We start from the raw sequence: 23744 nt of genomic DNA on the forward strand, positions 1-23744 counted from the left end.
CATTGCCCGGACCGATACCGATTACCTTGATGTTACCTGTGCAATCGCAATTGTTGTTTTGGGATACACCGTTTTGTGCTGTATTAATGTTCGGCTCCTGGCCGCCAGTAGTGCTGTTGTTTCGCATACGTTTCCTACTCCTATTGTTCCTTTTACAAATGTTGATTCACTTAATTTCTGTTCTTCAATGAGCGGTGCCATTTCATCCTGCGTATAGAATTCAATAGGCCACCCTAACTCCTTAACGGCCTCCAACAGGCCGACTTCATCTTGTTTAACGATAACCGATGCGGCTGTTACGATGCTTTTGGGTGAAAGCTGATGTTCCGCCAATGATGAATGAATAGCGTCTAAAATGAGCTCCTTCGACGTATCTCGACGACATCCGATACCCACCGTATAGGTTCGAGGACGTAAAATCAGTTGATTCGGATGTTCGTGGATAACCTTGTCGGTTATGACAACGCAAAAATTTAGCCCGTTTACGCTATCAATCAACTCTTCAACGGTCACCAAATTCACCACACCATGGTTACCAATATGTTGTTGTGCGGCGTCTTTCAAATGCTCAGCATCGACTAAACCGCTATCGATATAGTAATCGACCTGCTTTCCACCAACAATGGCGGAATTTACATTGATAAGCGTTTGAAAGTCATCCACCATCAGATGTTCATGGCGCGCCAATACATCAGGTGCCGGTAACCCGTTTACATCCGTTGCGGTTGTAATAACCGGATCCGCATCGATAGCTAATGAAATGGCTTGAGTCCACTCATTCGCACCGCCGAGATGCCCGGACAGCAAGCTGATTGCATGATGTCCCGCCTCGTCCATCACCACAATAGCAGGATCCTTTGATTTATGCTCGATATAAGGAGCAATCATTCGCACTACGATGCCAAGAGCCATGATGCATAGCACCTGATCGTAGTCCCTGAAAATCTGCTCGATATGATTTTTCAGGGAATCAAAATAGATTGCCTCCCCGCCGGAAGGACGATTCGTTTTTTCGTAACAATCCGCATGAGGTGCCACCAAAGATTTAATACGTTGTCCCAACCGAGCTCCTCGCTCCGACACGGACAAAATCGCCGTCTTCGTTTGCTGTTTACCACTAATGGAAATATCTGCCGATCCGGTTTGTTGCATACTTTTTATTTCATCCGAACTCATATCGGATACAAAAGATTTGCTTTTCATCAGTCTTTCGCACTCCGGTACATATGAGCAAAGCCTTTATCATACAGTTTAGATAGTTCATATTCACTATCCAGTACATGACTTACCACGATCATAGCCTGACGTAATACGCCTTCCTTGGCCACGATTTCCGCGATGGTTTCCAATGTACCGCGAATAATGCGCTGATCCGGCCAGGATGCTTTCACCACGATAGCCACAGGCGTCGTCTTGTCATAGCCGCCCTCAATGAGTTCCTCCACGACCTTATCGAGCATCTGTACGCTGAGGAAAATACACATAGTGGCTTCATGAGCGGCAAGCATGCGTAATTTTTCCTTCGGAGGCATCGGTGTACGGCCTTCCATGCGCGTAATAATTACCGTTTGAGATACATTCGGCAATGTATATTCCTGTTTTAATGCCGCCGCCGTTGCAAGAAATGAGCTTACGCCGGGCACGACTTCATAGGTAATACCCATGCCGGCCAGAGCATCCATCTGTTCCTGAATAGCACCGTAAATAGCAGGGTCCCCCGTATGAAGGCGAACTACCCTTTTACCAGCTTCAACGGCTGCTTTCATCACGGCCAATACCTCATCAAGATTCATAGTAGCACTGTTATGAATTTCGCATGTCGGTTTACAAGCCTCTAAAATAGCAGGATTTACCAAAGAGCCGGCGTAAATGACAACGTCCGCCTCCTGAACTAGGCGATACCCTTTGCGCGTGATTAACTCCGGATCTCCGGGGCCTGCACCGACGATATGTACATCAACCATATTACTCTCCTTCTGCGATACGAGTCGCTGACACGATAAAAATCGGACTCAACGGATCAAGCAAATGATACGGACCCGCCTTGCGATAGCGACTGATGGACATCTGGTACCCTTCATAGGTGAAAGGACGTCCTTTCAGTTCCTTCAAAATGGTATAACCAGTTTCCATCGTTACCGCCGTCACAACGAGGCGACCGCTAACCTTCAATAAGCGCTGTGCTTCATCCACAATGGCGCCCATGCCGCCGGCGCTGCCGCCGATAATAACCGCATCAAGTTCCGGTAAATCCTCCATGCCTTCAGGGGCTTTCGCCTTGATGACGGTCATATTATTCACATTGAACTTCTTCATGTTCTCATGAATCAGCTCAATGCCTTTATCAAATCGCTCAATAGCATAAACATGCCCCTTCGGCGCAGCTAAGGCCGCTTCGATAGAAATCGAGCCGGTCCCTGCACCTACATCAAGCACGATGCTATCTTCCTCGATGCGCGCCTCATTCATAACGGCTTTGCGAATCTCGCACTTCGTCATAGGCACATCACCGCGAATAAATTCCTCATCGGGAATTCCGAAAAAATGTCTCATCCCAGTACCACCATAACAGAATGACCGAAGCCTTCCAGCTCAGTTAAGACCTTCAGCGTGGAGTCTACGATTCTTTCATCGCCATAACTCAATCGCTCAAGGGCCGCTGCACGCGTTTCGGGCGGCCATCCTCCATCAATTAAAATACGCGCAATATGCGCCGGATTATATTCGGGATCCGTCAAAAATCCCATCTTTTTCCCTGCTTTGTAGACAAGCTGCTCCGGTGCCGGCTGGCGCCCGTGAAAGCTCATCAGATCCGCATCATGCCACACCTCATTGAGACGCGCAAAGGCAAATGTCATCGAACTGATGCCCGGCACGACCTCAATCGGATTAGCAGTAAATTTTTTCTTTAAATAAGGCAACAGGCTGTAATAACCCGTATCACCGCTGACCATCACGACCACATCATGGTCATTGAGCTCATGCTCAATTTGTTCAGACAATAAACTGAGTTTTCCCGTTACAGGATATGTAATTTGTCCCGGTTCCTGAAAGTCCTCTAAAGATCGTTCACTGCCCACCAGGACCGTAGCATGTTTAATTAAATTAAGACCTTTAGGCACCACATAATCAGGATTGCCCGGTCCAATGCCTACGATATACAAGGTATGTGCCATTGTTCAAGCGCTCCTATCTCTTTGGCATGCTTATCCATCGCCAGAATTTCACCTTTCAAGGTAGTAATAATAATACCCACCTCTGCTTCGTTCGCTATGTAACGCTCACTGCGCAAAGACGCCCGGTCCACCACGCGTTGGTAAACTCCGGTAAGACCTTCCCGCTCCAGTATAGGGAACGTGGACTCCGTCGTTTGACAATTAAACAACTCTTCGCATACCGCTTGTGACGCCCCTTCCAGCGCAGCATAAGCCACGATACTTTCCATACGGCCATCACTCATGCGATTATGTGTATGAAAACTACCGCTTGCAAGCTTGATGAGCTTACCGATATGCCCGATAATCAGGATGCGTTTAAAGCCGATATGTACGGCCTGTTCCAGCATAAATCCGATAAAATTACTGGTCTCCGCCATTTGGTTCTTATGAATACCCAGCACCTGCTCCGCTAAGTCCTGTCCGATTCGTCCCGGCACGAGAACCGCCGTTTCACAGCCGTTCGCTTTCATAACCTTTAACTGAGGAACTAAAGAATTCTTGAAGCCCTCTTCGCTCATAGGTTTAACGATCCCCGTCGTACCGATGATAGAAATACCGCCCTCAATACCGAGGGTATGATTGAGTGTTTTCTTCGCAAGAACCATTCCGTTTGGAACGCTGACCGTAACGGTCACCCCCTGACCACGCACACATAATTCATCGAAGACGATTTTCATCATCGCCCGCGGTCCCGGATTGATAGCCGGTTCACCGGGAGGCATGGCAAGGCCCGGCTTCGTTACGGTGCCGACACCAAAGCCGGCACGAAATTGTAACTCACCGGAGTCATCAAGGGTTACCGTCGTTTCCACATCATTACCATGGGTCACATCAGGATCATCACCGCCGTCTTTCATAACGGTTACCTTCGCCGATGTATCTGATAAAACCTCCACTGCTTTAATAGGCACCTGAATATACTGGCCTTGCGGATTTTCAATAACCACCTGTTCCACGATATTGTTATCTAAGAGGGCCAATAAACCAGCTTTCATACCTGCCGTAGCGCACGAACCCGTGGTATACCCACCTTTCATGTCCTCTACTTTCATAAGGCCTCCTATACCGATAGGGTTGATTCAAAAAATCAAATATGCCCTATCATGGACACATGTAATTAAGAACGGAAATTTACGAATTGCAATTCAACAGGAATATCCAACTGTTTCAACATTTGGATAACCGCCTGTAAATCATCTTTATCCTTACCGGATACGCGCACCTGATCTTCCTGAATCGACGCTTGGACCTTCAATTTCATATTTTTGATCGCTTTTACCACTTCTTTGGCATTTTCTTTGGTAATGCCTTTTTTGATGGTAATCACTTGGCGAACCGTAGCACCCGCAGCCGGTTCCACCTTGCCGTAATCAAGATTTTTGATCGCTACATTACGCTTAACCATCTTACCCTTTAATACGTCGATAATGGCGTTCAATTTGTATTCGTCATCACCGACAATCTTAATAGTGTCGCCTTCAAGAATAATCTCCGCCTTAGAGCCGCGGAAATCATAACGAGTGCCGATTTCCTTCTTCGCCTGATTTACCGCATTATCCACTTCCTGCATATCCACTTCGGACACTACATCAAAGGAACAATCTTTAGCCATTTTATACCTCCTACACCTGAACCCGTTGGACATAAGGTTCATAGCATTACTTTCATCATCCTTGTATTCTTTGTGAAAGCCCTATTTATATAAATCATCAAACTTGATAGAAAGAAAATATTAAAACTATAGTACCAGTTAAAAACATTTTCAATACAATAAATATAGTCTCACCAATGCAGAATACGTCTTTATAATTATAACGTAAAACACCTATATTTTCTAGGTAAGTCGATTTTTTTGATTGTCTTATCGATGTTTTTTACATGAAAATCTAAAAGCTTCAGAGCAACAAATCTTTTACCTAAAATAATTCAAAGATTACAGACAAATAAAAAACTGCACTCTTTCGAATGCAGTCTTTTATGTCAGGTTATAAAATTGTAACCTCATCATATATAGGTTGGACAACTAGTTCACCTTTAGCATTAATAACACCCCACTTACCTTTGATTTTTACAGGGCTGTAACCGTGCGAGAAGCTATCGGTACCGGAAATATCATGCATAATCGGAGTTTCTGTAAGTGTTCCTTCAAGAGACAAGATTTTATAATTACCGTCCTTATTATATACCCAAGTATACGTGTCACCTATGAAAGATTTTACATTCATAGATTTATCGCCTTTATAGATAATACGTCCATCAGACATATCTACAACGTAACGATTTGTATCATTTGTAACGGACATCTGATGTTCACCGATAAAGTCAATCGTATCATATTTAAACGGCACTTCTTGTTTTCCTGTTTCCATATCAAAAATACCATACTTATTTGTATCTTTATTTTTTAGCGTCAACAAGACATTATTCATATCTATAGTACCGGCTTCATAATTACCGGGTTGGATTATATATTGACCCTTGCGGTTCATAAAGCCCAGTTTACCTTCATTACGAACCAATGTACCATGTTCTTCCATAGGATATACATAGTCATTTTTACTATCGATAACAATAACACCATTGCGATCAATATAGCCACGTTTCATACCATCATCTACAAGACCGCCAATACCATCAAGGTATACACCACCATGATTATATAGGTAGCCCATACCAACAAGTCCCAAAACACCACCTAAGCCAAAATGACTTACCTTGCGACGATATTCAGCCAAACCATTTTTATAAGGATATACTTCATTAGATGGAGCCGCAAATACCACATTACCTTTACCGTCAATAGCTACAACCTTCCCATTAGCTTTTACAAAAGCACGATCTTCGCTAAATTTAGTTTCAGTATTAGGAAGTGCTTTAAATTGTGGTTGAATCACTACATTACCGTTAGCATCTTTAAAGCCCAGCTTTCCTTTTTCAGTAAAAGATACATAGGAATCACTTGGGTATGCTTGGCGAATGTCATTAGGATCAAAATCGTTTAATTCTTTAACAGCAGCAGATTTTTCCTTTTTGTCATTATATAAAGCCTCTTGAGCTTCTTTGCCTGATTGTAATACGGTCCCATCAGCTTTTATATGAACTATTTTATTTTTGCCTTCTTCAGCGAAAAATGTACCATCTTTCTTACCGGATGCATCTATAGTTTTGTAAGTCGGTATGAGTACAACTTGACCATCAGTACCTACAATCCCCCATTTACCCTTTTCTTTTACAAGACCTAGATAACCTTGTTTTATAAGAGAATCATCTTTTAAAACCTTCATCGCTTTTTTTACAGCTGTCGGCGGTTGTTTTACAGCACCGGAAATCGGTCTAAACGTATCAAGTCGACCAATACCTACACCAACACCTACAGATGTATTCTTTGTACGACCAGAAGGTTCCTTCGTAGTTGTACTTACAGATTTAGATACAGTCTTGCTAGAGGTCTTACCTACTGTTGTACTGCTAGAGCGAGACACAGTTGTACTATTTTGCTCACGCGTTATATGAGTCATCGTAGAATTCGGCGTATCTTGATTAGTTACAGTAACATGACCGGTAGAGTCAGTATGACTACTTGAATTAGACACTGTATTACTATCCGATGTCGTTTTTGTTTTACTATTTGTAACCGTAGTAGTCGTAGTTGTTTCTGCCAGTGCACTTACAGACATAGTCGCCAAGACACAAGCGACTAGTAGTGATTTTTTATTGAGTTTCATAAACCTCTCCTTTTACAAAATAATCACACAGATAATCTATATAACTATAGAATGACACTATAAAATAATAATATTATACAATATGTAATTTTAAGCTGACAACTGAAAGTATTATCAATATATGTTAAGTCTTCATAAATTTTTCTATTATAATAAGCGGATTCTGCTATAATACATATATGAGTAAAGCAACGATTATCGATTTAATTATAGACGACGCCGTGCATACGCAGTCTATGAATCACATCATCAAACAACAGCATATCTCACAACGCATGCGACGCAAGTTGAGAAATGACGGTATCATCACAATAAACGACAAGCCGTCCACCTGGGACACGCTCGTTCACGGCGGTGATCATCTCGTAATGGAGATTGAACTGCAGCAGAGTTTTAATCTCACTCCGATGCCGTTGGACATCGTTTACGAAGACGAATATATATTGATTATCAACAAAGCGCCGGGGGTACTCATGCATCCCACATCAACGGTACGGGACGGCACTCTCGCCAACGGAGTCCTACACTATTATAGTGAAAGCAACCAGCATTACGACTTTCATCCGGTGCACCGTCTCGACAAGGACACTTCAGGCATCGTCATCATCGCAAAAACTTCGGTAGTTCAGAATGAATTCGACAGAAAGCATATAAACTTTCTCAAGACCTATGACGCCGTCGTGGAAGGTTCTGTCTTTACCGATTATATGTCGATTCGATGGCCCATCGGCAGAAAGCCGGGCAGCATCATCGAACGACAATGTACACTGTCGGGAAAGCCGGCGCGAACGGATATAACAGTAATAAACCGTATCACAACGGGCGCTCCCCGGCTTCAGTCACATACCCATATACGCTGTCTGCTGTACACGGGACGAACCCATCAGATTCGCGTACATCTGTCACATTTGGGGTTTCCGCTGGCAGGGGATGATTTATACGGCGGGCACTTACACTGCATTAAACGACAGGCGCTGCATGCATCGTGCGTCAGCTTTCACCATCCCATAACGAATGAGTGGCTGGAGTTATATGCACCGGTTCCGGCCGATATGAAGCAACTGATCGGGGCAACTGATTGAAACAGCTGTTCAACCCGAAATAATACAAAGTTGATGCATAAGTTATGCAAAAACTGTTGTCCCTTTAGTATAATTCTTGATATACTAAATTTGATTGATATAGAATGTCAGGTGCATTTTCATAATCAAATTCAATTAATATATGTGACCATTGTGTACGCATTATTAATGAAATTCACATGCAGGCTTACGGCCAAGGAGGATATCATGCCATTAGTAACGACTACAGAAATGTTTAAAAAAGCCTATGAAGGCGGCTACGCCATTGGTGCTTTCAACGTAAATAATATGGAAATCGTACAAGGTATCGTGGATGCCGCAAAAGAGGAACAATCCCCTCTCATCTTGCAGGTATCCGCAGGGGCCCGCAAGTACGCAAAACACATTTACCTCGTAAAGCTCGTTGAAGCGGCTTTGGAGGACAGCAATTTACCGATCGCCCTTCACCTTGACCACGGCGATTCCTTTGAAATCTGTAAGGACTGCGTAGACGGCGGCTTCACATCCGTTATGATCGACGCATCCCATCACGATTTTGATGAAAACGTTAAGATTACGAAACAAGTTGTCGAATATGCTCATGCTCACGGCGTTGTAGTGGAAGCGGAATTGGGACGTTTAGCAGGCGTTGAGGACGACGTAAACGTAGCAGACAAGGATGCTCGTTTCACGGATCCTGAACAGGCCGCTGAATTCGTAGCGCTCACAGGCGTTGACTCTTTGGCAATCGCCATCGGTACAAGCCACGGTGCCTACAAATTTAAAGGCGACCCATACCTTGATTTTGACCGTTTGAAAAAAGTAGGCGAATTATTGCCTAACTTCCCTATCGTATTGCACGGCGCCTCCACCGTATTGCCTGAATTCGTAGCTAAATGTAATGAATTCGGCGGCAACATCCCCGGTGCACAAGGTGTGCCGGAAGATATGCTTCGCAAAGCGGCAACCATGTCCGTTTGCAAAATCAACATCGATACGGACCTTCGCTTGGCGATGACCGCATCCATTCGCGAATACCTGGCGAAAAATCCTTCCGAATTCGACCCTCGTAAATATTTAGGACCTGCTCGTGACGCTATTAAAGGCATGGTAGCACACAAAATCAAGAACGTGTTAGGTTCCTCTCACAAACTATAATCTATGGCTAGTGGATTTTTAAAAGGAACATTAATCCTCACCATTGCCGGTTTCGTTGTGAAAGCCATCGGCAGCATCAACTGGATTCTCCTCTCACGCATCCTGGGCGGTGAAGGTATCGGGATTTACCAGATGGCCTTTCCTATTTATCTTTTGCTATTACAGGTTTCAAGCGCAGGTGTGCCAATTGCCATCTCCATTTTGACGGCAGAACGGTTAGCCCTCAATGATTACACGGGGGCTAAGCGAGTATTTAACCTTTCCTTTACGATGCTCACCATTACGGGGCTCATCGCCAGCCTCGCCATGTATTTCGGCGCCGATTGGCTCATCTCGAGCGGCATCATTCAGGAAAGCCGTGCCTACTACTCCATCATCGCGCTGGCTCCGGCTATCTTTTTCGTTACCTGGATTTCCTGCTTCCGCGGTTATATTCAGGGCTACGAATTGATGACGCCGACGGCGGTAAGTCAAATTGTAGAGCAATTACTACGGGTTGTGGTGATGCTGGGTGCAGCTTCGATTCTCTTGCCGTACGGTTTACCCGAGGCGGCCGGCGGTGCCAGCTTAGGTGCCGGCATCGGTGCTTTCGGTGCCTTCCTGGTACTGTTATATTATTACTATAAATTGCCTAAGGCCCCTGATTCCGGTGAAAGCTATCAGGGAGAACGGGAATCATCAAAAGAAATCCTGATGAGACTCATCTGGCTTGCACTGCCTATATCTCTGGCGAGCATCATGTTGCCGTTGACGGCAAACCTCGATTTGATCATCGTACCTCGCCGACTGTTAACGGCGGGCTTTACGATGAATGAAGCAACGGAGCTCTTCGGTTATCTGACGGGCATGGCGGTACCTCTTATCAACTTGGCTACGATTATCACAGCAGCCCTTGCGACGAGTATCGTACCGTCCATATCTCACGCATTTGCAAAACATGACCATGAAGGAATTTACAATAGAACCGCCGGTTCCATGCGTTTATCCTTTATGGCGACCGTACCATTTACGGTCATGTTATATGTATTAGCCGTGCCAACGGTCACTTTGATTTACAATGCACCGAAGGCTGCCATGGCGACACAAATCGTGGCGCTCGCCATCTTCTTCCTCGGTATTCATCAGGTGACGACAGGTATTTTACAGGGTCTCGGCAAGCCGAGAATTCCGGTAGTCAATATGGCGATTGCCATCATTATCAAAGTAATTCTGAACTGGAACTTAACGGCTATTCCTGAGCTTGGCATCGGCGGTGCCGCATGGGCCACCGTGGCGGACATCGGCTTTGCTGCCTTACTCAACTTGATTTACATCAAAAAATATACAGGCTACTTCCTCGATTTCTCCATTTTATGGAAAAACGTGGTCAGTGCCGGTATCATGGGCGTACTCATCTACATGAGCTACCAGTCCCTATCTGCGATCTTACCGATGTGGGCGAACTTCTTACTCACCGGTATTGAAGGCTTAGTCCTTTACGTCATTATCATGGTCCTCTTAAAAGGACTCAATAAAGACGACGGTGCCGACATGCCGCTCATCGGTAGATTCTTCAGATAACTATTTATATAAAACTTCGGATTATAGGACGAAACTTCATACTATGAATTGACCCTCTAAAGTCAGGCAAAGATCTCTGACATTAGAGGGTCAATTTTATTTTGCAAATAGATCACGAATCCTACAGGAGAGTCAATTTATACTATAACAGAATGTAATAATATTATAGTTTATAAATACACATTTTCTATCATACTACTATGCCTATCATAGTCAGTATTTCCATAATAACCGGTATAACGATAACAAACAGAACGGTACATGACACCGAACATGATCAACCGAGATACTACAAATCGTCCCACGATACCGCCCAACGCATCTTTGTTCAGCTTCATACTCTTCAGTCCCGCATCATGTAATACGATACCGATATAAATTAGGGATAAAGGCGATACGAACACGCCCGCCGGCAAAATAACGGACATGATAAATCGCGACAAATTTCCGCTGAAAGACGGATTAAACATGCCTCGCCCCTTCAATATATATCCTAACGATATGAGTAATACAATGGGGACTATACTCTGTAACGATGTCAGAAAAACCATAATGACCTCCCAAATTCTGTATGTAATATACCATACCATTTTTTTAATAGATCCAAAGACAAAAATAATTCCTACTTTAACAATATGCTATAGATTATTTGGAATTCTTGCAGTATACTATAGATATCTTAAATTTATATATTTATTTGTACGAGGTAAACTATGAGAAAACCATTAATCGGTATCTCCGGTAATACAATGCGTGATAACAGCGGTCCTTATGTGGATCTTATTCGTTCCTACGTCAACGAAGATTACATTCGATCCGTTGAAGAAGCCGGAGGTATTCCTATTATCATTCCTTTCACAGAAGACTTAAACGTAGCAAAAGAAACCGTTAGTCTCATCGACGGCCTCCTTCTCACCGGTGGACACGATGTATATCCGCTCCATTACGGTGAAGAACCTCTACAGAAGATCGGCGACGTATTCCCTGCACGAGACCAGTTTGATTTTGCACTTCTTTCCGCAGCGGAAGAAAGAAATATTCCTGTATTCGCTATATGTCGAGGCTGTCAAATCATGAATGTCCATCGCGGCGGCACATTATATCAGGATGTATCATACGATCAGAACTGTACGATCAAGCATAGTCAGGGACAGACGCCTTCATTGCCGACACATACCGTAACACTTGAGCCACACTCAAAACTGGCTGACATCATCGGTACAACCACATGGATTACGAACTCGCACCATCATCAAACAGTGAAGGATGTGGGACATGACTTGACCGTTATCGGTCGTGCTAAGGATGGCACCGTCGAGGCGATAACAGATATGAATCGACCTTGGTTCATGGCGGTACAGTTCCATCCTGAAATGATGCACGTAAAAGATTCCCACGCAAAAGCTGTGTTCGCCTCTTTCGTAAACGCTGCAAAGGAGATAAAATAAAATGTCAAATTCATCCGATAAATTCGGTTTTTGGAGCATCGTGCTCCTCGGCATAAACGGAATCGTAGGAACAGGTATTTTCCTACTACCGAACAAGGCCTATTCCATCATCGGCTCCGCCAGTTTAGGGGTCCTCTTATTCGATGCCGTTATCGCCGGCTGTATCGCGCTCTGCTTCGCGGAGGCGGCCAGCCTTTTCACGCGCAATGGTGGCCCTTACCTTTACGCCAAGCATGCGCTGGGCGACTTTTGGGCCTTTGAAGTCGGTGTCTTAAAATGGGTCGTCACCGTTATTGCATGGGCAGCTATGGCCGTAGGATTTGCAACAGCCCTCGGCGCAGCCTTTCCAATATTGAGCGGGGACTTCGCCAAAGACGCTATTTCTTTTATCTTAATCGTTGGACTTACCATCGTTAATATCTTCGGGGTTACCGTTTCTAAAGTTGTCAACAACTTAATTACCATCTCTAAACTGGTGCCCCTTGTCCTGTTTATCGCCATCGGTATTTTCTTTATCAATGGAGATAACTTCACACCGGTATTTCCTAACGACACCTATATAGACGGCTCCTTTGCACAAGCGGCAGTTCTTTTATTCTTTGCCTACACGGGCTTTGAAGTTATCGCCATCGCTGCAGAGGATATGAAAAATCCGAAAAAGAATCTGCCTCGCGCCATTATTACGGTTATGCTGATCGTTTCCGTATTATACATGGCAATCCTCTCGGTCTCTATCGGTGTATTAGGTACTGACCTTGCTAACACAAAAGCCCCTGTTCAGGATGCTTTCAACGTCATCGTCGGACCGGTCGGTATGTACGTCGTATTAATCGGTACACTCATCTCCATGGGCGGCATTAACTTTGCGGAAGCTTATTATGCACCGCGTGTCGCTACATCCATGGCTGAAGATGGAATGCTGCCGTCTGCATTAGCAAAACGGAACCGTTATAATGCACCATATGTGGCGGCTATCGTGACGGCTATCGCCAGTGTACTGTTAGCTTGGAGCGGTAGCTTTACTACCCTTGCCGCTATCAGTGCCGTATCGAGATTTACTCAATACTTACCGACTTGTATCGCCGTTATCGTATTCCGCCGTAAATGGTCCGATAAACCTCGCTCTTACACCATTCCGGGCGGTTATATCATTCCATTCATCGCCATAGGCACATCTATCTGGATGTTGGCTCAAGCACAAACGAACCAGTTACTCTGGGGCTTAGGCGGCTGTATCGTTATCTTGCCGCTCTATCTCTCCTACTGGCGCAAGAAAAAAGCGGGGCTCATCAAAGAGAAAACAGAATTATAGCATAAATCGCTTATTCAGTAATTGCTTATGCAATAAACTCGCTATTACCGCTAGAAATTAATCCCATAAAAACTACCAGATGAATTTTTTTAACTAATGATCTGAACAGCATCAGTTAAAATTTCAACTGGTAGTTTTTCTTTATAGACATATGTATTTTTTCTTTATGGATATACGTATTATAAATGACAATTCATTAAATACAATCATTCGAAGTCATCATGGGCTACTTCTGTTATATCTTCGTCGTCATAGATTATTTCCGTTATATCTTCCTCAATATAGCCCACCTCGTCACTCAGTTCATCTTCATCTCGCATATCGATATAAATACTGATCAACGCCAGTGCACCGTCCTTATTAAGTGTGGCAATAAGGCTCATCGGCCCGTATGTCAAAATGAGGTTATCATCGTCATCACGAATAATATGCGGCACCGCATCAAAGTGTTGATTCATCAGCTGATCAAAATAATCCTCCACATCGAGACCGCTTTCAAGGGTAATCGATTCAGCATCGCCCTTCTGAAATACGACGCGCGTATCTTCATCGATATATCGATAAAAATCATCGATATCAACATTATCCGTTTCAAGCCATATGCTGAGGGATGTAATCCAGTCTTTCACCGTCGTCGGCGTCATGGTGAAAGCATATTCCGGTTCATCATCGTTCAAACGAAGTGTATCATAAGCAATACTGTAGTTTTCCTGACTGGACACGATACGGTCAACCAGACCTTCGTCATTCATATCTACAAACAGCATATATACATAAGTATCTCCGCTTTCATAAGAAACGGTCAAACCATGACGCCCCGTTACAAACAACGCACCCTCTTCATACACATCGGTAATATGCATCACATTGCAGTTCACAGGCACACGGTCCGCCTTGATGGATTCCATCATCGACGATAAAAAATCAATCGTCTCATTCCGATTTCGGCCGATAATGCCGCGACCGGTGGACATATACTCACAATCCTCGGACAATATAGATTCAACACCGTGAATATCGGCGGATTCTAAAGAGGCTTTCAACAATAAAAGCGCTTGTATTTCAGTCATAACACACCTCATATCAGTAACAATTCCGTTTATTATTGTAACATAAGTTGCACGTTTAACGGGTCAATAACCTTGATTTTCTATAGATTCATCATATAATTATGTACATACGAAATTCAAGATCGGAGGTTCCTATGAAATATACAACTATCATTTTCGATTGTGACGGCACATTGCTCGATACATTAACGGATTTACGCAATGCCGTAAATCATGTACTGCACTTACATAAATTTCCCGAACGGTCGGTTCCCCAGGTGAAAGCGGCCCTCGGTAACGGCGTGGCTCACCTGATGCGCGAATCTTTACCGGATTCTGTAACAGATGATGAATTCAATACCTATCTGGACGAGTTCAAAACCTATTACGGAGAACACCTGCAAGATTACACGGCCCCCTACCCGGGCATACTCGATGTGCTGGATACATTACGGTCCAAAGGATATAAACTGGCTGTAGTTTCAAATAAAATCCAGGAAGGTATAACCCCGTTAAACAAAGAATATTTTGGCGATCGTTTACCCGTCGCCATCGGCGAACGCCCCGGCCTACAACGCAAACCTGCACCGGACATGGTATTACAAGCACTAAAGGAATTAGGCTCCACCCCGGAAGAATCCATTTATATCGGTGACTCCGAAGTAGATGTGGCAACCGCTAACAATTCGGGACTCCTCTGCATCGGCGTTACCTGGGGATTTCGAGATGAAACACTTCATCACGAACTAGGCGTACAATATATCGCGCGTAAGGCGGAAGATATTGTAACTATTATTGACGAATTAAATCGATAACAGATTCTACCTCAATTCTACTTATGCACATCCATCCATTCGCATCTACTTAATTTATATCTAACATCATATTAACCATTTACTATCCAATATAAATAGGCTCAATAATTCATGTAAATTTCAACTCTCTCTGACAAACTGATTTTAATTCATTACTAAAGGAGAGGGATTCATGACGATTATTTCTATTTTGCTCATTGTTATCGCAATAGGTTTATACCTAAATCTTTACTTTCACTGGAAATCCAAACCATACGCCAAAAGTCCCGCAATCTTGGATTGGTGCTACAAAATATTTGACAAAACAAATGTGTCACCTAACGTAGATCCGTATACGGCTAAAGATTCTACTAATACAGCTTGTAATATGCCTACTGAACAAGAATCATATGCACCGATTTCTGAATACGCTAAGTATTATAAGCCTCACCATATTCAGACACTTAGCGAGAAAAATGTATTTTTCGCTCTCTTGAATATTTTATCCCCATATAACGTACATGTATTTCCGCAAGTTTCCTTCGCCTGCATCGTTTCAGGAAAAAAGAATAAAAATTACGACTCTATTAACTTTCAAAGAATTTCCCAAAAACGCGTCGACTACGCTATCGTCAACAACTATGGATACACATTATTTATCATAGAACTGGATGGTAAAAGTCATACTTCGGATGCCACGACACCATCAAAAGAAATGCACATACAAAAATTAAAGGACAAAGATCGTGATAAATTCTGGGAAATATGTGGGGTTCCAACTATTAGAATTCCATTATCAGAAATAATAGATCCCGCCAGAAGTACAAAAAACCAAAAAACCGGGCAATTAAGTCCATATATAATATTCGATAAATTGTACTGCAAAATTATGGCGAAAGACACTATCGCCAAACTATTAAAAAATAGTGCGATTAAATAAGCATATACTTTTCAGAAAGAGGTTGCCACTTTGTATTTTTATATGAATCCACATTTTTTACTTTCACAAACTCCGCCATGTTTCGTATTTCCTCATGGCTAAGTTTAATTTTAGTCACATCATAGGCAATCCAATTCATAAGCATATGATTTTCATCATATGTAAATATGACTAATAGAGATGACCCATTAGGATTATATACATCAATCAGTACAGATGGTACTCCATCATTCCAAACAACGGCGTATTCCGGATTTGCAATGCCTAAATTTATGCTATACTCTGTCATAAACTCTAGCATTTTAGTATACTGTCCGGTCAGGCTATTATCGGCGAGAATCTTCTCATCAACAGTAACCGTTTGTGCATAACCATCTGACGTATATACATGAATTGCTTCACCGTTCATATCATGACTTATGTCTTGATGTATCCCTTTTGGCGCTTTATAAGTAAATCCGTTTAACTCTTTATTTTCAGAGTATACATCTTCGTCAGGCAAGAATTGAATAGATGGCACAATATAATTAGCAAGTAAATGCTCTACACTGTATTCTGTGAAAGTGCTCGCCTTACTTGAACCATCATCGGTAAATGTTAATCTATACGCCTTTGCACGATTCTTTGGATCTGTAATCAGAATTCCTGTCGTATGAATATCTTTACCCGCTTCTGTTCGTTTTATCGCCTTAAACCACAAAGCATTTTGTAACGATTGATAGGAAAAACGTTTACTTTCACCATTCTTAACTGTATTGTCCTTGATAGACTTAATTAATTTATGTTTATCATTTTCAGTTATAGAAAAACTAACTTGATCATTATTTATCACCAACGTTTGACTTTCTTTATCTGTATCATATGTACCGAACTGACTGGCGAAAGGCATGGATAATCGCATACTGTCACCACCTAAATGCAGTCGAATCACAGTGCTGTGCCCTTTTATACCGCGTAATGTATTCGTACTATACTGAATCCGTTTTTCTTTCTCCTGTTGACGGTAATGTAAACGATCTAACCTCTCTGTAACGACAGCTTTCTTCTCTGAAAGTGCGGTCTCCAGGGCTTTATCTGTATAATTCATATAAGCATTTGCCGGCACACTGCTATCAGCCCCCGGTAAATCAATATCAAGAGCATATACAGGCGATATGATAAACACACTTACGGCGATAGCCAATACAATATTTCTTAACATGAATATATCCTCTTAAATAAAATCGACTTCACCTTTATACGTATCACCTAGGTTACCACAGCCGCTTAGACACATTACCGCAATAAGGCCAGTAAACGCCAGAAATTTTCTAAACATAAACTCCCCTCAAGAAGCACTAACTATTTTCTGTATATTGTAACATAAATGGAACACATTTATGAAAATGAGTACAAAACGAAAGAGGTTCCTATTGGTCACCCCTGTAACTGTTAGGGACTTCTTTTCTATTTACTTTTATGATTAACAGCACTATATTGAGCTTGAGGCCGCTAAATGGGTCCAGCCTTTGCTAATCTTCTAGAGATTGGCGGTGATCAATATGAGTATATTCAAAGTGTTATCCTTAATGATTTCCTTTGGCATACTTGTGGCGACCATTATCATGGCAGCAAAGTGATTGACCTCTAGCTAAAAGCTAGCTTTCTAATCGTGGCATGAAAAAAGGCCCGACATAGAAGTCAGACCGTTTCTTCAATTTTTCTTATTAGAAGCGAAGTCTGGCGTCGAAACCATTTATGCCTCACTTTGATATAAATTATATCATATCTAAACAGGGAAAGAAATCATATGATTTCTTTCCCTGTTTGTTTCTATAAATCTTCATTATTCAAAAGAATAGCAATATCTTATTCTCGTTACGCAACTCATGGATTTACTTAGAAATCCTCCAAAGTATATACAGGTAGGTATCTTTGCGCGAATGCAAGATTTTTATTGAGTTCTGCCCATTTCGGAGCATCACCAATAACATAGATATATTCCCTTGTTCTTGTAAAGGCTACATTTACATTATTAGCGTTAACCCATTTAATGGCTCCATTAGCAGAGTCATCACTTTGACAGCCCAACATATAAATAACGACTTTAGCTTCTTTGCCTTGAAAGGTATGAACCGTACCGATATTATCATTTAACCAATCTTTCTTATTATCTTCCTTCGTCCAGTTCACAATATCATCGCTGACGGATTCCATATACTTTTTAAAACCATACGCAACACTGGTAAATGGTGTAATGATAAAAATATCTTTAAATTTGGTATTTCTTGCTCGTAATTTTTGTATCAGTTCAAAAGCAATTTGGCCTTGTACGTGTACATATCTATCTTTACCCGTAGTAGATTCAATATTACTTGCATCATAAGTTATCCAACAGCTCTCTTTGCATGGCTCAATAGGCTCTTTCGGATTGATAGTCTTATTAATCATAAAACCACCATAAGATAACTCATTAGCGACTGTAAACATTGGATCTTTACAACGTCTATGAATAACAAGTGGACAACCGACCCAAGATTCGGAACTATCAAGATTTTTGATAATGCCTGCAAACGGATTTTGTGCATCAGCTAAACTTTGTACAGATAACTCTTTACTCCGATATTTGCCAATACCTTCGCCACCAATTTTTTCGACAAATAAATCCTGCACAGTTTGTACCGGTTCAATCTGTTTAGGATCACCAACTACTATTGCCTTTTGCGCACGGAATAAGGCTCCTACAAGCATATGAGGTGATGCTTGTCCCGCCTCATCAATAATGATGGTCCCTAACGAGTTTTTATCTTTACAATTAATCAAAAACCTTTCCACAGCAGCAAAGGTGGAGGAAATAACAGGCACTGCAATCATCAAAGAATTAATTAGTGCAGGGAAAATAATGTTAAGATCAAAGTTTTTCTGCAATTTTTTCCTATCACTTAATGAGCCCCAATACTGACTAAGTAATTGCATGTTTTTTCTGAAAGCATCACTCATAACGACCGCCTTTTGTAATTGTAAGGCATCGTATAGTAAACGTTCTCTACATTCATTTAAATAGTTACACACATATAGAAACGCCGTGTGAGCCTCTGCACGGTCCTCATCAGATGACATTAACTTTGACGATATATCACCAAAGCAATGTATAGAATCTTTAGTACTAATTTTTAATGTACCTAAAATATCTTGCTGTGTTTCTTCTATTTTCTGAAGAGTATTATCAAACCCTTTAATATCAGCTAATAAACCCTCTTTCGTATTGATTATAGATTCACGCTCATTAACTAACTGATGTAATGCATCCAATTGACCTTTAACCTTTTGAAGATTTGTAGTCGCCTCGTCAATAACTGATAACAATGCAGTATTGCTCATGGCTTTTAAAATAGACCAGTTAGTAGCACTCCAAATCTTATCAATAATAGAACGCTTACTGTTCAACTCTATTAATTTAGACTCAATACTATTTTTACGCTCTATCAACTTCAACAAATCATCATCTAATGTATCATATTGACTTAATTGCTCATTGATTGAAACAACTTCCTCTTGTAACTGATTGATTTTAAACTTTAACTCTTGAATTGATTGGGTGTTCTCTTCATATGTTGTTACATAAGCAAACAATGTTTTCACAAGCTTATACTGAGCCTGAAACTGTCTTTTAGCACTTTCAAAAGTAATTTGAGTATCAGGAATACCCATAATAGAGGACATATCTGAGGATAATACATTTAATGCAGGCATAAAGGTGTTTATATTAGATTTCTTACCAAGTCTCGCAGAAATTAGGCCCCATTGTTCATTACTCTCCGCTAAACGATCCGCTAAAAATGTAAAGTATACCTCACTTGATTTAACATATTTATATTTCTCATCCTTAGCGAAACAAGATAAATCAACCTGTTGGTCAGAGGAATCGGGCTTAAACAATGTAGATCCATTGGTTCCTTCTTCTACAGATGAATTATTTGGCAATTCTAATGTAATATTTTCAACGGCCTTATTATTTGATGAAAGCACCAGCATGCCATATGCTGCAATATCACTAGGTATATCATAGTAAAAAGATGTCCCATCCTGGCCCACAACCTTTTTGAAGATATCATTTACATGATTACTTTCACAAAACTTAGCAGCACGTTCAACAATATTACTAGCAATTATATCCTTCAATAACGTGGTTTTGCCTGTATCGGGAGGGCCATTAACAGAAAAGATATCTTTAGGATTCTCCTTAGCAATATTAACAACAATTTGTTGCATAAAGGATAAGTTAAACTTTGAAGGCCATCGACCATATGGTAAAACTTTCGGATTATACCAATTTCGCATCTGCTCAGTATCTTTCAACAAATCATAATGCTCAATATCCTGATTAAGACTATTGATATAAGATAATACCTTATCATTATCCTTTAATGTATCAATGTGCCGTAAGACCAACTGTAAATCATCAAGGAAAAAACTAGATTTTAAATCATTAATAGGCATTGTATCAGCTTTAACAAGCTGAATCTCCTCTTCCTTAAAACCGCAATAACCATAAATATCACCGGCACGAAACATGGTAACGCCCATAGGCTCCAGAATATGCTCTTGTATATACGCATTGATCACACGTGCAGCCTTATCAAGGGATACCTTTTCCTCAGGAAGATTAAAACCATCCTCGATTTCTTTAACAACCTCATCCCAGCCATCTAACTTAATATCTTTAAACTCCACATCAGGCTGAGACATCATTTGATGAATCACCCAAATAAAAGGAGCAATTTGTAAACTGCCCTCTTTATAGTATCCCTCTGCATCAACGATAAATGATGCACTATACACATTCCCTAAATATGGTTTTTCAGGATGTTCAATTTCTAATTTATCAATGAAAGCCTCTAATACTTCAGTCCCTTTAACTACACATAACAGAACAGCATGTTCATCATCTAAAACATAGTTCTTTTCATCCTTAAAATATTTAATCTCATCAATAATAGAGTAATTATAAGGATCATTTGGTAACGGTACTACATACATAGAAACACGTGAATTTGTTCTTTTCCAATAAGGTTTTATTACAGACTGTTGATAAATAGTAGTTGTATCATTTTCAATAGTAAATAAGAGCTATTTAATATACTTCTTAGGAATTGCTTTATACTTAGGAACCTCTTTCGGTTGCAAACATTCAAGTGAATACCAATAATTTATAATTTGCTTTGCAGTATCTCTCATCTATATCTACCCTCTCATTAGACTAATGAAAATATTATACAGGTAAAATAAAGAGATTTCATGAAAATCAAATAAAAAGAAAACGACCTGACAAATATCAAGTCATTTTAAAGTAAACTATGTTAATAACATTTTTTAGAAAATTTATTCCCAATGACTATCAAAATGCTCAGATGCATGATTATCTGTAAATATATCTTTTAAAATATTAATAATTATAATTTTATCCTTGCCATTTAACTCTGCCTCCAGATCATCTATTGAATGAGAATTTACATCGAAAAGCTTTTCAGCTTCACGAAAGTTTCTACACATATTATCAATACAATTAAATTTCTCAAATGTTTCTATAATACGTCGTATTGGATTTAATAAATACTCTGGTTTTGCCTCTTCATTATCAAATAACCACTTAAGCTCGCGCCATAAAGCCTCATATGCGGTTTTAAAATCCTGTATTTCGTTTGAAATTAATTTGATATCCGTATGTGTACCATTCTTTATTAAGTGATAAGTACATTTTTTAGATAGATTTTTTTTCCAATAATTGTAACGAATATTCAAATAAAAATGTACATTATGGGTTAAAAGAAAAATTTGTTTCCCATTATTAGCCCTAATTAACTTTTGTAATTCAGAAATAATAAGGTATTGAGTTGTATCATCATTACTATTCATCGGATCATCAAAAACAACTACTTGAGGTTTTGATTCAGCTAATACAAGATTTTCTAGATTACTTATAAACCACAAAAATGCCACTATATTTTTTTCACCAGTACTAAGCGATTTAATATCGCGAACAACCCCATTATAGTCATGAACTATATAACTACCATTCTGATTATCTGACTCCGCTCTTACTAGAGTAAAAGATTTGTTTCCTAAACCTGCTAGTAATCTATTAATAGTATCTGCTGCTATAGTCTCATCTACTGTTTGTTGTTTTAAAAATTTAACATTTTCTTTTGCTTCTTCTAAAGCCCTTTCTTTCTCTTGAATATAATCATTCTGTCGAGACCACTCAGTCTCTGCAGAGATCAGCTCTTCATTCTTACTTGAATAGCCATATGAATCACATATTTGAAATATTAAATCAGCAAGCAAAACGTTACGTGAATGAATCTTAATCTTCTCAATCTCATTATTTGCAAGATTATTTTCATGATATAACTTTCTATATTCTTCCCCAAAAACCTCAAAATCATTATTATTATCAGAAATCTCAACTTGATTAACAATCGAAAAGATATTATTCTGTTTCTCTTTCAATTTTGTTTCTAGCACATCTAAAATACATAATTTATTCTCTCTAATTTTAGATAGTTGTAAATTTAAATCTTTGATTCTCAAATTGAACATTGTCAAAAAACATAACTCATCTATATCATTCATGTCTTTAACTTTTATCTTTAAATGTTTAATTTCATTAAGTAAACTTATAATAGCTTGATTAATTTCTTTTACACTATCATTAAAATAATCTCTCAGTAATGCTTTTCTCTCAGGCAGCAAATCTGCTCCACAAAATAAACAAGTACCTATATTTTCATGCAAAGAAATACCACTTTGTACCCAATTACGTTCAATATCACTATTAAAACTTAATGATGTTGGTTCTATAATATCTACTACTAGTAACTGATTTACAGATTCTATATAGGGAGACAAAGATTCACATGTATATTTAACTATGGGTCCCGTTTCAACTATATTTTGATTAATATTGGTTTTTGCTTTATTTAGCTCTGTATCAGATGCTTTCTTGCTTAAGCTAATATCTCTTTTAAAACCAGTTTTATTATAAGTAACACCAACAAGTTCCGGATGTTCATATTTTAATTTACGAGCACTATCTGAAAAAAATTTATCAAAATCAGCCTTAATGGTCTTTACCTTTGTATACTGATCATTTAAACCTTTGTATAATCCACTATTCTCATTTCCCAATTCCATTTGTAATTTACTTACAACAGCTTCAGCCTCTTCTATCCTAGGTTGTAAAGCAACATTTTCTTTGCCTAAAGCTATTGAATTTAATTGACCTTGTTCCGCAACAATGCGTTCATACCCTTGAAAAATACGAACATCATATTCTTCACTATACTGTTCTTCTATACATGTCACTATCGAGGTTTTCCCTGTTCCGTTTTTACCAAATATAAAGTTCTTTGACTTCAAATTTTCAAGTCTATTTTGTCTAAAGCGATTAGTAGGCAGTTCTATATACTCTATCATTTTATCTTCCACACTTCTTTATAA

Annotated in this window: 20 protein-coding genes; 8 read left to right on the forward strand and 12 right to left on the reverse strand. The window is 40.2% G+C overall.

Annotation, left to right across the window (positions count from 1 at the left end; all coding sequences use genetic code 11):
• Nucleotides 1-21 precede the first annotated feature (21 nt).
• From VEHSUH05_RS08100 to VEHSUH05_RS08130, 7 genes are all read right to left on the reverse strand, one after another.
• Nucleotides 22-1152 carry a cobalt-precorrin 5A hydrolase gene (locus VEHSUH05_RS08100; RefSeq protein WP_054673807.1) on the reverse strand — a complete coding sequence of 377 codons (1131 nt, stop codon included), beginning with the start codon at nucleotides 1150-1152 and terminating at the stop codon, nucleotides 22-24.
• 50 nt (nucleotides 1153-1202) lie between these two features.
• Nucleotides 1203-1964: a precorrin-4 C(11)-methyltransferase gene (gene cobM / locus VEHSUH05_RS08105; RefSeq protein WP_105091268.1), complete on the reverse strand. Its 762-nt coding sequence runs from the start codon at nucleotides 1962-1964 to the stop codon at nucleotides 1203-1205.
• Nucleotide 1965: 1 nt separating this feature from the next.
• Nucleotides 1966-2553: a precorrin-6Y C5,15-methyltransferase (decarboxylating) subunit CbiT gene (gene cbiT, locus VEHSUH05_RS08110; protein ID WP_105091269.1), complete on the reverse strand. Its 588-nt coding sequence runs from the start codon at nucleotides 2551-2553 to the stop codon at nucleotides 1966-1968.
• Nucleotides 2550-3176 (reverse strand): precorrin-6y C5,15-methyltransferase (decarboxylating) subunit CbiE, encoded by a 627-nt coding sequence (cbiE, locus tag VEHSUH05_RS08115; protein ID WP_054673676.1) that lies wholly within the window; start codon nucleotides 3174-3176, stop codon nucleotides 2550-2552. Before cbiE ends, cbiT begins: the two co-directional genes overlap by 4 nt.
• Entirely contained in the window at nucleotides 3152-4270 is a 1119-nt protein-coding gene (cbiD, locus tag VEHSUH05_RS08120; RefSeq protein ID WP_105091270.1) for a cobalt-precorrin-5B (C(1))-methyltransferase CbiD, read from the reverse strand. Before cbiD ends, cbiE begins: the two co-directional genes overlap by 25 nt.
• Nucleotides 4271-4335: 65 nt before the next feature.
• The gene (locus VEHSUH05_RS08125) at nucleotides 4336-4830 is read right to left on the reverse strand and encodes a YajQ family cyclic di-GMP-binding protein (protein WP_054673679.1); all 495 of its coding nucleotides are present in this window, start codon (nucleotides 4828-4830) and stop codon (nucleotides 4336-4338) included.
• A 373-nt stretch (nucleotides 4831-5203) separates the two neighbouring features.
• Nucleotides 5204-6943: a WG repeat-containing protein gene (locus tag VEHSUH05_RS08130; RefSeq protein WP_105091271.1), complete on the reverse strand. Its 1740-nt coding sequence runs from the start codon at nucleotides 6941-6943 to the stop codon at nucleotides 5204-5206.
• Nucleotides 6944-7122: 179 nt separating this feature from the next.
• Here VEHSUH05_RS08130 and VEHSUH05_RS08135 point away from each other — a divergent pair, with 179 nt between their 5' ends.
• The 3 genes from VEHSUH05_RS08135 (at nucleotide 7123) to VEHSUH05_RS08145 (ending at nucleotide 10722) form a co-directional block, all read left to right on the forward strand.
• A complete protein-coding gene (locus VEHSUH05_RS08135; protein ID WP_105091272.1) occupies nucleotides 7123-8025 on the forward strand; it encodes an RluA family pseudouridine synthase in 903 nt (300 codons plus the stop codon).
• Between the two features lie 207 nt (nucleotides 8026-8232).
• The gene (fba, locus tag VEHSUH05_RS08140) at nucleotides 8233-9162 is read left to right on the forward strand and encodes a class II fructose-1,6-bisphosphate aldolase (protein WP_038115512.1); all 930 of its coding nucleotides are present in this window, start codon (nucleotides 8233-8235) and stop codon (nucleotides 9160-9162) included.
• 3 nt (nucleotides 9163-9165) lie between these two features.
• On the forward strand, nucleotides 9166-10722 hold the full coding sequence (locus tag VEHSUH05_RS08145; protein ID WP_105091273.1) for a putative polysaccharide biosynthesis protein: 1557 nt from the start codon (nucleotides 9166-9168) through the stop codon (nucleotides 10720-10722).
• A gap of 170 nt (nucleotides 10723-10892) precedes the next feature.
• Here VEHSUH05_RS08145 and VEHSUH05_RS08150 read toward each other — a convergent pair whose 3' ends face one another.
• Complete coding sequence (locus tag VEHSUH05_RS08150) at nucleotides 10893-11273, reverse strand: hypothetical protein (RefSeq protein WP_245875951.1); 381 nt, start codon at nucleotides 11271-11273, stop codon at nucleotides 10893-10895.
• Between the two features lie 162 nt (nucleotides 11274-11435).
• On the opposite strand from VEHSUH05_RS08150, the gene VEHSUH05_RS08155 reads away from it, so the two are divergent.
• Together VEHSUH05_RS08155 and VEHSUH05_RS08160 are read left to right on the forward strand one after the other, a co-directional pair.
• On the forward strand, nucleotides 11436-12170 hold the full coding sequence (locus VEHSUH05_RS08155; RefSeq protein WP_054673687.1) for a gamma-glutamyl-gamma-aminobutyrate hydrolase family protein: 735 nt from the start codon (nucleotides 11436-11438) through the stop codon (nucleotides 12168-12170).
• A gap of 1 nt (nucleotide 12171) precedes the next feature.
• Nucleotides 12172-13482: an APC family permease gene (locus VEHSUH05_RS08160; RefSeq protein ID WP_105091274.1), complete on the forward strand. Its 1311-nt coding sequence runs from the start codon at nucleotides 12172-12174 to the stop codon at nucleotides 13480-13482.
• Nucleotides 13483-13688: 206 nt separating this feature from the next.
• Here VEHSUH05_RS08160 and VEHSUH05_RS08165 read toward each other — a convergent pair whose 3' ends face one another.
• Nucleotides 13689-14552, reverse strand: coding sequence for a hypothetical protein (locus VEHSUH05_RS08165; RefSeq protein ID WP_054673689.1), 864 nt, complete (start codon nucleotides 14550-14552; stop codon nucleotides 13689-13691).
• A gap of 134 nt (nucleotides 14553-14686) precedes the next feature.
• On the opposite strand from VEHSUH05_RS08165, the gene VEHSUH05_RS08170 reads away from it, so the two are divergent.
• Entirely contained in the window at nucleotides 14687-15346 is a 660-nt protein-coding gene (locus tag VEHSUH05_RS08170; RefSeq protein ID WP_105091275.1) for an HAD family hydrolase, read from the forward strand.
• 172 nt (nucleotides 15347-15518) lie between these two features.
• Nucleotides 15519-16265 (forward strand): DUF2726 domain-containing protein, encoded by a 747-nt coding sequence (locus VEHSUH05_RS08175; RefSeq protein ID WP_105091276.1) that lies wholly within the window; start codon nucleotides 15519-15521, stop codon nucleotides 16263-16265.
• Here VEHSUH05_RS08175 and VEHSUH05_RS08180 read toward each other — a convergent pair.
• The gene (locus VEHSUH05_RS08180; protein WP_054673695.1) at nucleotides 16258-17466 is read right to left on the reverse strand and encodes a hypothetical protein; all 1209 of its coding nucleotides are present in this window, start codon (nucleotides 17464-17466) and stop codon (nucleotides 16258-16260) included. The genes VEHSUH05_RS08175 and VEHSUH05_RS08180 overlap by 8 nt on opposite strands.
• 367 nt (nucleotides 17467-17833) lie before the next feature.
• On the opposite strand from VEHSUH05_RS08180, the gene VEHSUH05_RS09500 reads away from it, so the two are divergent.
• Nucleotides 17834-17884 carry a hypothetical protein gene (locus VEHSUH05_RS09500; RefSeq protein ID WP_353511575.1) on the forward strand — a complete coding sequence of 17 codons (51 nt, stop codon included), beginning with the start codon at nucleotides 17834-17836 and terminating at the stop codon, nucleotides 17882-17884.
• A gap of 259 nt (nucleotides 17885-18143) precedes the next feature.
• Here VEHSUH05_RS09500 and VEHSUH05_RS08185 read toward each other — a convergent pair whose 3' ends face one another.
• Together VEHSUH05_RS08185 and VEHSUH05_RS08190 are read right to left on the reverse strand one after the other, a co-directional pair.
• Nucleotides 18144-21284, reverse strand: coding sequence for a DEAD/DEAH box helicase (locus VEHSUH05_RS08185; protein ID WP_245875952.1), 3141 nt, complete (start codon nucleotides 21282-21284; stop codon nucleotides 18144-18146).
• A 342-nt stretch (nucleotides 21285-21626) separates the two neighbouring features.
• Nucleotides 21627-23732, reverse strand: a complete 2106-nt coding sequence (locus tag VEHSUH05_RS08190; RefSeq protein WP_146104589.1) for an AAA family ATPase — start codon at nucleotides 23730-23732, stop codon at nucleotides 21627-21629.
• Between the last annotated feature and the right edge of the window lie 12 nt (nucleotides 23733-23744).

Origin of the sequence: Veillonella denticariosi JCM 15641, assembly GCF_002959855.1 — a bacterium.
Lineage (GTDB): Bacteria > Bacillota > Negativicutes > Veillonellales > Veillonellaceae > Veillonella > Veillonella denticariosi.